The sequence below is a fragment of the bacterium genome (assembly GCA_035945995.1).
In the GTDB taxonomy this organism is placed as follows: Bacteria; Sysuimicrobiota; Sysuimicrobiia; order Sysuimicrobiales; family Segetimicrobiaceae; genus DASSJF01.
Map to the genome: position 1 here is coordinate 1 of DASYZR010000083.1, position 12,377 is coordinate 12,377.

General features: G+C 68.9%; 13 protein-coding genes. 4 read left to right on the forward strand and 9 right to left on the reverse strand.

Annotation, left to right across the window (positions count from 1 at the left end; translation table 11 throughout):
- The 4 genes from VGZ23_08625 to VGZ23_08640 form a co-directional block, all read right to left on the reverse strand.
- Positions 1–801: hypothetical protein (locus tag VGZ23_08625; GenBank protein HEV2357655.1), on the reverse strand; the 801-nt coding region annotated here is incomplete at its 3' end.
- A 476-nt stretch (positions 802–1,277) separates the two neighbouring features.
- Positions 1,278–1,592 (reverse strand): hypothetical protein, encoded by a 315-nt coding sequence (locus VGZ23_08630; GenBank protein HEV2357656.1) that lies wholly within the window; start codon positions 1,590–1,592, stop codon positions 1,278–1,280.
- A 1-nt stretch (position 1,593) separates the two neighbouring features.
- The gene (locus tag VGZ23_08635; protein ID HEV2357657.1) at positions 1,594–3,021 is read right to left on the reverse strand and encodes a divalent metal cation transporter; all 1,428 of its coding nucleotides are present in this window, start codon (positions 3,019–3,021) and stop codon (positions 1,594–1,596) included.
- Between the two features lie 41 nt (positions 3,022–3,062).
- Positions 3,063–3,710 (reverse strand): metal-dependent transcriptional regulator, encoded by a 648-nt coding sequence (locus VGZ23_08640; GenBank protein HEV2357658.1) that lies wholly within the window; start codon positions 3,708–3,710, stop codon positions 3,063–3,065.
- Between the two features lie 224 nt (positions 3,711–3,934).
- On the opposite strand from VGZ23_08640, the gene VGZ23_08645 reads away from it, so the two are divergent.
- The gene (locus tag VGZ23_08645) at positions 3,935–4,855 is read left to right on the forward strand and encodes an LD-carboxypeptidase (protein ID HEV2357659.1); all 921 of its coding nucleotides are present in this window, start codon (positions 3,935–3,937) and stop codon (positions 4,853–4,855) included.
- Between the two features lie 42 nt (positions 4,856–4,897).
- Here the strand turns inward: VGZ23_08645 and VGZ23_08650 are convergent, their stop codons facing one another.
- Positions 4,898–5,152: a helix-turn-helix transcriptional regulator gene (locus tag VGZ23_08650; GenBank protein HEV2357660.1), complete on the reverse strand. Its 255-nt coding sequence runs from the start codon at positions 5,150–5,152 to the stop codon at positions 4,898–4,900.
- A 148-nt stretch (positions 5,153–5,300) separates the two neighbouring features.
- Here VGZ23_08650 and VGZ23_08655 point away from each other — a divergent pair, with 148 nt between their 5' ends.
- The 3 genes from VGZ23_08655 to hutU all read left to right on the forward strand — a co-directional run bounded on the left by VGZ23_08655 (position 5,301) and on the right by hutU (position 8,626).
- Positions 5,301–5,738 carry a helix-turn-helix transcriptional regulator gene (locus VGZ23_08655; GenBank protein HEV2357661.1) on the forward strand — a complete coding sequence of 146 codons (438 nt, stop codon included), beginning with the start codon at positions 5,301–5,303 and terminating at the stop codon, positions 5,736–5,738.
- 123 nt (positions 5,739–5,861) lie between these two features.
- The gene (gene hisC / locus VGZ23_08660; protein HEV2357662.1) at positions 5,862–6,977 is read left to right on the forward strand and encodes a histidinol-phosphate transaminase; all 1,116 of its coding nucleotides are present in this window, start codon (positions 5,862–5,864) and stop codon (positions 6,975–6,977) included.
- Positions 6,974–8,626: a urocanate hydratase gene (gene hutU, locus VGZ23_08665; protein HEV2357663.1), complete on the forward strand. Its 1,653-nt coding sequence runs from the start codon at positions 6,974–6,976 to the stop codon at positions 8,624–8,626. The genes hisC and hutU overlap by 4 nt, the downstream gene beginning before the upstream one ends.
- Positions 8,627–8,635: 9 nt before the next feature.
- Here hutU and speB read toward each other — a convergent pair whose 3' ends face one another.
- Genes speB through VGZ23_08685 form a run of 4 tightly spaced genes read right to left on the reverse strand, consistent with a single transcriptional unit; the run spans position 8,636 to position 12,311 of the window.
- Entirely contained in the window at positions 8,636–9,574 is a 939-nt protein-coding gene (gene speB / locus VGZ23_08670) for an agmatinase (protein ID HEV2357664.1), read from the reverse strand.
- Complete coding sequence (locus tag VGZ23_08675) at positions 9,571–10,368, reverse strand: ABC transporter ATP-binding protein (protein ID HEV2357665.1); 798 nt, start codon at positions 10,366–10,368, stop codon at positions 9,571–9,573. The genes speB and VGZ23_08675 overlap by 4 nt, the downstream gene beginning before the upstream one ends.
- A gap of 56 nt (positions 10,369–10,424) precedes the next feature.
- Complete coding sequence (locus VGZ23_08680) at positions 10,425–11,261, reverse strand: ABC transporter permease (protein ID HEV2357666.1); 837 nt, start codon at positions 11,259–11,261, stop codon at positions 10,425–10,427.
- Positions 11,262–11,315: 54 nt separating this feature from the next.
- On the reverse strand, positions 11,316–12,311 hold the full coding sequence (locus tag VGZ23_08685; GenBank protein HEV2357667.1) for an ABC transporter substrate-binding protein: 996 nt from the start codon (positions 12,309–12,311) through the stop codon (positions 11,316–11,318).
- Positions 12,312–12,377: the final 66 nt, after the last annotated feature.

Consider the following 12,377-nt stretch of genomic DNA (forward strand, 5'->3'; position numbering starts at 1 on the left):
GTAGTTGGTGTGCCCGATCACGACCGTGTCGACGTGGACGGTCGGGAAGTTCGGCAGGTCGATCCGCTTCGACTGGATCAGCTCGAGCAGCAGCGAGAGGAGCTGCCGGCGGCTCTTGAAGACCTCGGTCCAGTCCAGGATCCCGCGGTTGGCCCAGATGACCTTGCCTTCGAAGTCGTAGGCGTCCGGGTCGTACGTCGAACCGCGCTCCTTCAGCATCGCGAAGTTGATGTTGCCGACGAAGTTCGTGATGTCTTCACGACGCAGATCGGTGGGCGTGTGCTTCGCCACGCCGACTTTGTCGCGCGCCGAGATGTTGAGCCGCAGGACCGGCACCTGCGGCCAGCCGCCGGTGCGTGCGATGAGCCGCTCGCAGACCGGGCAGGGCACCGCCTCCTCATGCCACTGGAGGTCCTGGCTCTCCCGCTCGTCGATGGGGACGAGGTCAAACGGATGCTGGTGGAACGGGCAGCCGTCCACCGCGTACAAGGCGCCGTCGGGCGTGCGCGAGTACTCCTCGAGCCGCCGCTTGATCATGTCCACCGTCATCGACTTGCCGGACCCCTGCGGCCCGACGAGCAGCAGGAGCCGCCGCTCCATGCTCATCGCGTACCCTTTGAAGAACGCGACGATGTCGTCGAGTTGCGCGTCCAAGCCGTAGATGCCTTCGAAGACCTTGGCCTTGCCGAAGTAGTCGAGCATGTCGGAAATATAGTGCAGGGTCGTGCGGGCCAGACGACGGTTGGTGCGGCTCTCCGCGACGTAATCTGCGACCGTGGTGATCGTGTCCATAGGCGTCATCTGCGTCTACCTCGGGCGGCCCTGAGTTGCCCGTGCCGGCGTCCGCGCCCCTTCCGCTTGCTTGCCATGTCTATACCCCGTACGCTGACCGGTGGATGTCTGTTCCCCCGCGCCCTGTCCGTATGCCGTCAGGTGCCCGATCCATGGGTGCTTTAGACGGGCCGGAATGCGATAACCGTGTGCGCGCCCTGGGAAAATGAAAGAAACCCGGCGCGAGGAGGCCCGAAGCTCCCCGACCGGGTTATGGTTTCCGTTCCGTCACGCACTGCCACGTCGGCTGGTCCGATGTCGCTCCGTCACGGCCGTCCCCCTTCTGATCGCCGGCATCGGGGGCGGCGTTGCGTTGCGCGCTGCGTGTGTTGAACGGCAGTGCCCTATGAACTTTGAAGAGAGTATAGTCGCCGCAGGTATGCCTGTCAATCAAAAGTGATAGGTCGTGATAGGTCGTCAAGGAACCGCGGCCGGCTCCGCGATGCTCAATGTCCCCCATGCAGTGTCTGCATGACCGCCACCACAACGATGACGAGCATGGCAATCACATAGACCCGCAGACCCCACATCAGGACGCGGGTGCCTCTGGACAGCCGGGCCGGGCCGAGCCGGGCGTGCTGCTTGGCGGCGAACAACTGGTCGGGCTCCAGCACCGAGAGGACCTCCTCCCGCCGGGGCTCGACGTCCGCCGGATCCGTTGTGGAAACCGGGGCCTTGAGTGCTGTGCGCGCGTGACCGGCACCCGGGGCCCCGTGTCCTGCGTCCATGCGCATCACCTCCGCCTTCCCGCGTGCGTCCATGCTACCCGCCCCCGCCGAACAGCTTGGGGAACACCGTCATGAGCCCGAACCCGAGCCCCGCGAGGACCAACAGGACCGTCACCGTCCACACGGCAATGTTCCCCCACCGTCCGGTCGTGTGCTCGCCCATCACCTCGCGATCGTTGCACAGGACGACCAGGAAGAGCAGCGCAGGCGGCATCGCGAGAACGGCAATGACGTTGACGACAAGAATGATGTACTCGAGGGGAGCGCCTGGAATCAAGACGAGTGCTCCCGCCGCAAAGGCAGACCCCAGCAGCACCGCGTAGAAGCTCCAGCTCTCCCACAGCGGCCGGTTCAGGCTGTGCGGCGTGCCCAACACCTCGCCGAACGCGTACGCGGACGACGTGGAAATGGTCATTGCGGCAACGAGTCCCGCTTCGAAGATGCCCAGGGCGAAGAGAGTGGCGCCCACATGCCCGATCAACGGCCGCAGCGCCTGGGCGAACTGCGCCGCCTGGTAGTCGCCCGCGTTGATCCCTTTCGCGAACAACGGGGCGGTCGCGACGATCGTGGCGATCGCGAAGGTCGCCGCCAGCAGCGTGCCCAGGAGCGTGTCGAGCCGGCCGCCTCGGATGTCGCGCTCCTGCAATCCCTTGTCGGCCACGGCGCTCTGCTGAAAGAAGAGCATCCACGGCGTCACGGTGGCCCCGATGTCCGCCATGATCAGCAGGAAGGTATCCGGTTTCAGGAGGCCTCCCTTGGGCATGGGGGACCACGTGGCAAAGGCGTGCCCGATCGCCCCCCACTGCGGATGCGCGAGCAGGGCCGCCGGGACGAAGAGGCCGTTGAAGATCGCCAGCCCGAGCGTGATGCGCTCCCAAGTCCAGTAGCGGTGCGTGAGGAGGACGCCGAACACCAGGACCATGGAGCCGCTCACCGCGATCAGCGGGGGGACTCCAAAGAAGCCCAGCCCGGCCCGGACCCCGATGAATTCCGTCACCAAGGTCAGGAAGTTGCCCAGGACCAGGTCGCCCATCGCAAACCGGCCCCAGAACCGGCCGAACCGATCGAAGATGAGTTCGGCATGCCCGCGGTGCGTCACCGCGCCGAGGCGGACCGTCATCTCCTGGACGACAAAGCCCATCAGGAACGTGAGCAGCACAAACGGTACGAAGAATCCGACGCCGAACTGCGCGCCCGACGCCGCATAGGAGAGCATGCTCGGTGCGTCGTTCTCGCCAAGGAACACCAGCACGCCGGGCCCGACGAGCAGCCAGGACAGCCGGAGCCAGCGCAGACGCGAGCCCCTGGGATCCCGCGCCCGAGCCACAGCCAGACGATCCCGAGCCCGATCCAGGTCCTCGTGGGTAATCTCGTCGGGCGGGGCCCCCCCGGGCGCTCCGGGCCGATCGGGCCGAAGGATGACGGCCTCGGGTGCCCGGAGATATTCGGTCCGTCCTTCCATCATGAGCCTCCCGCCATCGGCATCGTGGTCGGCGCGTCCGGCTATTGCACGCGCACGCTTTCGCTCAGGGTGTGCGAGAGGGTCAACCGCCGTCCGTCGATTTCCACTTCGCAGCCGTTGCGCCGGCGGGCCAGCATCGTGAGCACGACGCCCGGGAGCACCCCGAGGCGTGACAGGCGGCGGAGCAGCGCGGGACTGTGGTCGCTGACGTGCGCCACGACGCCCTGCGATCCGGGCGCCAGCGTGTCCAGCGTCGGATAGCGGACGTCGCGCATCGTTCCGTCCGGCGAGGGGATTGGGTCCCCGTGAGGGTCTTGGACCGGGTTCCCGAGCGCCGTCGCCATCCGCGTCTCCACTTCGTCGGAGAGGACGTGCTCCATCCGCTCCGCCTCGGTGTGAACGTGCTCGAGGGGAACGCCGAGGTGTTGCGTGAGGTAGAGTTCGATCAGCCGGTGGTGGCGGATGATCTCCAGGGCGATCCGCTCGCCCGCGGGCGTGAGGACGAATCCCTGGTAGCGCGAATACGCGACCAGCCTCAGGCGCGCGAGGCGCTTGACCATGTTCGTCGCCGACGCCGCCGACACGTCGAGGCGCTCGGCGATCTCCGACGTCGAGACGGCGTCGCGACCCTGTTGGAGCTTGTAGATCGCCTTGAGGTAATCTTGCATCACCCCGGTGATCGCCGACACGCCGTTTTCCTCCGCCGTCCTGATGATGCTAAATTAATTTAGCCGAGGCTAAAATCCACCCTCTCCCAAACTGTACCGGCGAAAGCGGCCGCTTGTCAAGCGGACGGCGTCCGCCGGGAGCGCGGGTGGGGCGGCGGCGATCGAGGAGTGGCGCGGGCCGGACGAGAACCTTTGGGATCATGCCGTCCGCCCTCCGCAAACCGCGCCCTCTCGGCCCGGGGGACATGATCGGGCTCGTATCCCCGTCGGGCCCTACGCGTCCGGGCGGCAACGGCGCGACCCCGGAGAGCGTCGCGCGCACCCGGCGGCGGCTGCACGACGTCGGGTTCCGCACCGTGGTGGCCCCGCACGCCTTCGATGCGCGCGGCTATCTCGCCGGCGCCGACGCGGACCGCGCGGCCGACCTGCAGGAAATGCTGGAGAACCCGGCGATCCAGGGCGTGCTGTGCATTCGCGGCGGGTACGGCGCCCACCGGCTGCTCGACCGCTTAGACTATCGGGCGATCGGCCGGTCCCCGAAGGTCTTCATCGGCTACAGCGACATCACCGCGCTGCATCTGGCCATCCACACACAATGCGGATTCGTGTCGTTTCACGGCCCCATGGCCGGCGCGATTGCCCAGGCCGATCCGCACGATTACCTGGAGCTGCTTCGCGCGGTCTGCCGGACGGCACCGCTCGGCCGGCTCGTCAATCCGCCCGGTGCGCCCCCGATCGAGACCTTGGTACCGGGGGTCGCCGCAGGTGACCTGATCGGCGGCAACGCGGCGCTGCTCACCGGCCTGCTCGGCACGCGATTTGCGCCGGACCCGACGGCCTTCCGCGGGAAGATTCTCTTCCTCGAGGACCTGGGGGACCGGCTCTACCGGCTCGACCGCAAACTGGCGCATCTGCGCCTTGCCGGGATTCTGGAGGCCGCCGCCGGCATCATCATCGGAGAATGCCGGTACACGCAGGAAGCGGGCGACACCCTAACCCTGCGGCACATTCTGGACGACCACATCGTGGCGCTCGGCAAGCCGGCCATCTACGGCTTGGCCTGCGGGCACGGCGAGTATCACCTCACCCTGCCGATCGGGGTCCGGGCGCGCCTCGATGCCACGGAACGCAGCGTCGTCATCGAGGAGCCCGGAGTCGAAGGTTAGGCGCCGCCGTCCATCGCCGGCATTGCGCGAGCCTCCGTCGCTTCAGCATAGATCGACCAGATCACGAAGCCTCCTGCGCCGCCGGGCCGGGTCAACGATCTCGAAGAACTCATCGAATGTGCCACCCAGCACCTCGAGCAGCCGCTGCCGTGTCTTCGGGCCGGGATAGGTCCGGCCCGCCAGCAGATCTGAGAGATGGGTTCGGTGCAACCCGGTTTTGCGGGCAAGCGCCGTCTTGGTCAAATTGCGACGCGCGATCGCGACTTCGACCGCCGCCCGCCTCAGGCGAACTCTCATGCGTTCGACCCCAGGTATAGGCTAACTCGATATTGACAATATGTCAATATACATCTGCGGCATCGGACCCGAAGTGTCTGTTTTTCGTCTTGCGATTATCTGTGCGACGTGGTAAATTTGTCGTGACAATTCGTCAAACCGTGACCACATGGACTTCTACCAGCGAATCGGCGCTCGGCTCCGGGCACTCCGCCTGCGGGAGGGGCTTTCGCAGGCCGGTCTTGGGGCTCGACTCGGACTGACGGCCGGCGCAATCAACCGGTATGAGGCCGGGCGGCGCCGGGTGCCCCTCAAGGACCTGCCGCGGATCGCGTCGATCCTGCGCGTTACGCCCGCGACGCTGCTCGGAACGGAGCGGCCCGGAACGCGGAGCGGCCGGCGGATCGACCAGGTGCGCGAGGAAGCACCGGCGTACGGACGGCGCCGCTCAGGCCGGGGGGACGTCGAGGCATACGTGCGCGCGCTCTCGCCCGCACGCCTTCGCGCGCTCGCGAGACGGGCGGGGCTCGCCGACCCCTCCGATCCTGCGGTCCTTCGCCGCTACGCCGCCCTGATCGCCAAGGATTTCAGCCGCCGCCGGGACTAGAACCCGCCCGCCCCGGATATCCGGTGCGCGAAGTCCCCGACCGGGAACCCGGCGGGACCGCCTCCGATATCCGTCGAAGCGCCTCAGGCGGCTTCGTGTGCGGCAACCTGGAAGGAGTCGTCTGTGAACGAACCCGTCAAGACCCGGCCTCACCCCCTGGCGAGAAAGGCGCTGGCGGCGATCGATCCGTATGTTCCCGGCCGATCCGCAGAAGAGGTCCGCGAACGCTACGGATTGTCGACGGTCGCCAAGCTGGGCAGCAATGAAAACCCGTTGGGCGTCTCGCCGCGCATCAGGGATGCGCTCGTGGGCGCGATCGACGGCGTCCAGCAGTACCCCGACCCAACCTGCGCCCAACTGCGGCGGCGGTTGGCCCCGAAATTCGGGGGCACGCCGGACCATATTTGCGTTGCCAACGGCGTCGACAACGTGCTGACGTGTCTTGGGCTCGCGTTTCTCGATGCCGGCGACCGGTGCGTGATGGGCGCGCCGAGCTATACCGCGTACGCGGCGCTGGCGCGCCTGATGAACGCCGTCCCCGTCGAGGTACCGTTGCGCGACTGGCGTCTCGACCTGCCCGCCATGACCGAGGCGGCGGCGAACGCCAAGATGGCCATCGTCTGCAATCCCAACAATCCGACCGGGACGATCGTCACGCACGCCGAGGTCGCGACGTTCCTCCGGCGCCTTCCCGCGGCCACGCTCGCCGTGCTCGACGAGGCCTACGCCGAGTTCGCCGACGATCCGGCGTTTCCGGACTCGGCGGCGCTGCTCGCCGGCCACCCCAACCTGATCGTGCTGCGGACGTTCTCGAAGATTTACGGACTCGCCGGGCTGCGCGTCGGGTACGCGGTCGCCGCGCCCGACATCATCGCCTGCCTGAACCAGGTCCGGGAGCCGTTTCCCGTCGACCGGCTGGCGCAGGCCGCGGCCGGGGCCATCCTGGACGACGAGGCGTATGTCCGCGCCAGCTACGAGAACAACCGGGCGGGACGGGCGTGGCTGACCGCCGCGTTGTCGGACCTCGGAGTCGAAGCGATCCCGAGCCAGGCGAACTACGTGCTGGTCAACCTCGGCCGTCCCGCCGATGAGGTCGCCCGGCAGCTGCTCCCCTACGGCGTGATCATCAGGCCGGGTGCCATGTGGCGCCTGCCGGCGTGGGCCCGCGTGACGATCGGCACCGCCGGCGAGAACCGGCGCGTTATTGCCTCGCTGCGGACCGTGCTCGAGGCGAAATGAGCGGACCGCGCCCCGTGCGCGCGCCGCGCGGCACGGCGCTGTCCTGCAAGGGCTGGCCGCAGGAAGCGGCGCTGCGCATGCTGATGAACAACCTCGACCCCGAGGTCGCCGAGCGTCCCGACGAGCTGATCGTCTACGGCGGGACCGGGCGGGCGGCCCGGTCCTGGGCGTGCTTCGACGCGATCGTCGGCGCCCTGCGCGGCCTCGAACCGGACGACACGCTGCTGGTGCAGTCCGGCAAGCCGGTCGCAGTCTTCCGGTCGCATCCCGACGCGCCGCGCGTGCTGATCACAAACGCGATGCTGGTACCGGCCTGGGCCACCTGGGATGAATTCCGCCGGCTCGAGGCCCTCGGTCTCACGATGTACGGCCAGATGACCGCGGGCTCGTGGATCTACATCGGCACGCAGGGGATCATCCAGGGCACGTACGAGACCTTTGCCGCCCTCGCGCGGCGCCATTTCGGCGGCAGCCTGCGGGGGCGGCTCGTGCTCACCGCCGGGCTCGGCGGCATGGGCGGCGCCCAGCCGCTCGCGATCACGATGAACGGCGGCGTCGCGCTGGTGGTGGAGGCCGATCCCGAACGGATCGACCGGCGGGCGCGCGCCGGGTGGGTGGACGAGGCGACGTCGAGCCTCGACGCCGCGCTGTACGCGGCCGAGCGGGCCGTCCGCGACCGGCGCCCCCGCTCCATCGCGCTCCTCGGCAACGCGGCCGGCCGCTACCACGAGGTGCTCGGGCGCGGCGTGCCGGTCGACGTCGTGACGGATCAGACCTCCGCGCACGACCTGCTGGGCGGGTACATTCCGGACGGGCTCGGCGCGGCCGAGGCGGCGGCGTTGCGGCACAGCGATCCGCGGGCGTACGTCGCCCAAGCCGAGGCGTCGGTGGCCCGGCACGTCGAGGCCATGCTGGCGTTCCAGCGCCGCGGGGCGGTCGTGTTCGATTACGGCAACAACATCCGCGCGCAGGCGCACCAGGCCGGCGTCGCCGACGCGTTCGCGTTTCCAGGCTTCGTCCCGGCCTACGTACGGCCGCTGTTCTGCGAAGGACGGGGACCGTTCCGGTGGGTCGCGCTGTCCGGCGATCCCGACGACATCCACAAGACGGACGACCTCGTCCTGCGGCTCTTTCCCGAGCAGGAGACCCTCACGCGGTGGATCCGGCTCGCCGGCGAGCGGGTGCCGTTCCAGGGCCTGCCGGCCCGGGTCTGCTGGCTCGGCTACGGCGAGCGGGCGCGGTTCGGCCTCGCGATCAACGAGATGGTCGCGCGCGGCGAGTTGCGGGCCCCGGTCGTGATCGGCCGCGACCACCTCGACACCGGGTCGGTCGCCTCCCCCTACCGCGAGACCGAGGGCATGGCCGACGGGAGCGACGCGATCGCGGACTGGCCGATCCTCAACGCCCTCCTCAACGCAGCCGGCGGCGCCACGTGGGTGTCGGTCCACCACGGCGGGGGGGTCGGGATCGGGTACTCGATTCACGCGGGTATGGTCATCGTCGCAGACGGAACGCCGGACGCGGCACGCCGGCTCGAGCGGGTGCTGACCACAGACCCCGGCATCGGCATCGTCCGCCACGCCGACGCCGGCTATCCCGAGGCGCAGGAGGCGGCGCGCCGGTACGGGATCCGGCGGCCGTTGGACTGACCGGGTCCGTCACCGCCGGCCGAGCGCGATCACCGACAGCAGTTCGAAGAGCACGTTCGCGGCCAGCATGGAGGTGATGCCGCTCTGATCGTACGGCGGCGACACCTCGACGATGTCGAAGCCGGCGATCTCGAGCCCCGCGAGTCCGCGGACGAGCGCGAGCGCCTGGGCGCTCGTCAGTCCGCCGACTTCGGGCGTCCCGGTCCCCGGCGCGAAGGCCGGATCCACCGAGTCGATGTCGAACGAGACGTAGACCGCGCGGCCGCGCACGCGGGTGAGCCGGTCGAGCGCCGCCGGGACGCCGTCGCGGTGAATGTCGTCCGCGCGGACCACCGTGACCCCATGCTGCTCACCGAACGCGAAGTCGTCCTCATCGTACACCGGGCCCCGGATCCCGAACTGGACGGTCGCTTTCCCGTCGTAGAGGCCCTCTTCGTGCGCCCGCCGGAACGGGGTCCCGTGGAAGTAGCGGTTCCCGAAGTACTCCTCCCACATATCCTGATGGCTGTCGAAGTGCACGAGCGCGAGCGGCCCGCGCGCCTTCACCACCGCGCGCATGATCGGCAGCGTGAGCGAGTGATCTCCGCCGACGCAGGCCGGCACCGCCCCCGCGGCGAGGATGCGGCCGACGGCCGCCTCGACGCGCGCGTAGGTGTCGAGGATATCCATCGGGTTTGTGTCCACGTCGCCGCAGTCGGCCACCTTCATCCGGCGAAACGGCGACGTCCGGAGCGCGGGATTGTAGGGACGGATGAGCAGCGAGTTGTTGCGAACCTCCTTTGGGCCGAATCGCGCGCCCGGCCGGAAGCTGACGCCGCCGTCGAACGGGATGCCGAGGATCGCGACGTCGAGCCCCGCCGGATCCGGCTGGTACGGCAGGCGCATGAACGTGGAGAGCTGCGCGAACCTCGGCGACCGGAAGGCGTTGGGCGGTTCGAATCCCCTCACGCCGGGCCACCCGGCGCCGGACGTTCCAGGCCCATCGCTTTGGCGGCCTCCTCCCGGATGATGGCAAGAACGCGGCGCTTGGCCTCGACGAACGCCGGCGACATCGTGATCTCGAGCGTCCGCGGGCGCGGCAGATCGAGCCGGACCTCGTCCCGGAAGCGCCCCGGCCGGGCCGTCATGACGTAGACCCGGTCGCCGAGAAAGAGCGCCTCGTCGATGTCGTGAGTGACGAACAGGATCGTCTTCGGCGTCTTCTGCCAGATGTCGAGCAGCAGCTCCTGCATGAACGCGCGCGTCTGCGCGTCCAAAGCCCCGAACGGCTCGTCCATCAGCAGCACTTCGGGGTCGTTGGCCAGGGCGCGCGCGATGGCGACGCGCTGCATCATCCCCCCTGAGAGCTCCTTGGGGTAGGCGTGCTCGAACCCCGCCAGCCCCACCATTTGAATAAACCGCGTGGCGACGTCGCGCCGCGCCGCCTCGGCGAGCCCGCGGAGGCGCGGACCGAACTCGACGTTGCCTTGCACGGTGAGCCACGGGAACAGCGTGTACGACTGAAACACCATCCCGCGGTCGGCGCCCGGATCGCTGACGGCGCGCCCGTCGAGGCGGATCTCCCCCGACGAGGGACGGACGAGCCCCGCGATCAGCCGCAACAGCGTGCTCTTGCCGCAACCGCTCGGCCCGACGATGCTCACGATCTCCCGATCGGCGACGTCGAGCGACAGGCGGTCGATCGCGGCGATCTCACCGCCGCCGCGGGCCCGGAACGCCACCGCGACGTCGCGCAGCGCCAGTTTGACGCGCCCGGACGGCTCGGCGGAGGAGGCGCCCGGGCCGGCCGCCCGCCTGGTCAGGCCTTCGGCGACCACGGCAGCAGCCGGCGGTGCAGCCATTTGAAGAGCAGGTCGAACCCCAATCCCAGGCCGCCGATCGTGATGAGGCCCACGAAGATCCGGTCCGTGAAGAGGCCCCGCATCGAGTTCAAAATCAGGTAACCGAGTCCGCGGTCCGCCGAGACGAGCTCGGCGACGACGAGGTACGTCCACGCCCACCCCATCGTGATCCGCAGCGTGTCCATCACGCCGGGCAGCGTGGCCGGCAGCAGCACGCGCCGGATCACCTGCGCCCGGGACGCGCCGAGCGTGTACGACACGTCGATCTGCTCGCGCGGCACGTGCGCGGCGACGTCGGCGACCAGCAGCACGAGCTGGAAGAACGTGCCGATGAAGATCACCGCGATCTTCTCGGACGTGCCGATGCCGATGTAGAGGATCAGCAGCGGGATGAGCGCGCTGACCGGGAGGTACCGGACGAAGTCGACGACCGGCTCGATCAACGCCTCGACGGCCTTGAAGGAGCCCATCAGGATGCCGGTCGGCACGCCGGCCGCGACGGCGAGCGCCCAGCCGGTCACGATGACGTAGAGGCTCGCGCCCGCGTTCTCCGCCAGGCTGCCGTCGGCGGCCATGTCGATGCCGGACCGGATGATCGCCGTGGGGGTCGGCAGGAACAGCGGCTGAACGAGGCCGCCGTACGTCAGCCCGCACCAGAGTCCCAGGAGCCCCCCGGCGCTCGCGATCAGGATGCCGAGATACGTCCGCCGCGGGATCGGCTCCTGCGGCCGGAAGTACTGCGCGAGACCGCGGGGGGCACGGCGAACGTCCGGGCGGGCGGACGCGAGGCTCACGGAACGAGGCGGAGCCGGCCCCCGGCCGCCGCGGCCGCGCCGGCGAGCCCGGCCCTACTTGGCGAGCACGAAGGCGTTGTTGACGAGGTCGCCGGCGGCCTCGCGCGTCGTGATCTTGCCGAGCGAGCTCCAAATGTCGATCGCGTTCTGCGCCGTGACGTAGATCTGCCCGCCCGGCGCCATGTACTGACGGTTGATCGCCTCGTCGTAGTAGCGGACGCCGTCGAGCGTCGCCTGGAAGGTTTTCACGTCCTTGAGCCAGCCGCCGACGGCCTTGGCCATGACCCGGTCCGCGTCCGCGGGGTTCTTCTTCCAGAAATCCACGGCCTTGTACCAGCCGACAATCGCCGCCCGGACCGCCTCGGGATGCGCGCGCAACACGTCCCGCCGAATCACCAGCACGTCGACGATCAGCCCCGGAGTCTTGCTGCTGTCCACGAGGATGTGGCCGTGTGGCGCCTGCTTGGCCCGGGACAGCCACGGCTCCCACGTGACCGCGGCATCCACCTTACCGCCCAAGAACGCGGCGCCGGCGTCGTCCTGCCGCATGTTGATGGCCTTGACGTCCTTCTCAGTCATCCCGTTCTGCCGCAGGAGCACGCTCAGGAAGAAATGCGACACGGAGCCTTCGTTGAAAGCGACGCGCCTGCCGCGCAGGTCCCTGATCGATTTGATCGTGTCCTTGGAAACGATGCCGTCCCCGCCCTTGCTGTCGTCCAGCCCGAGGACCGCCTGGATCTGGAAGTTCGGCTTCCAGTAGAGGCTCATCGTGTCGAGCGTCGTGACGAGTCCGTCCAGTCTGCCTGCGGCGAGCGCCGCGAAGCGCAGTTTCGGATCTTCGATGTTGGTCAGTTCGACGTTCACCCCGGCCTCGTCGAAATACCGGTAATCGCGCGCCAAAAAGAGCGGGCCGTACCCGACCCACGTCGAGTAGCCGAGGTGCAGCGTCTGCGCCGCCGCGCGGGCCGGGCCGGCAGACCAGCCGGCGGGTCCGGCGACGAGCACCGCCATTAGGATGAGCACGCCCCATCTGCTGCCACATCGCGTCACGGCAACACCTCCCCTGCCGTCATCCCGGACTACTGCGGCGACGGCCGGACAAAACCCTTCGGCGGA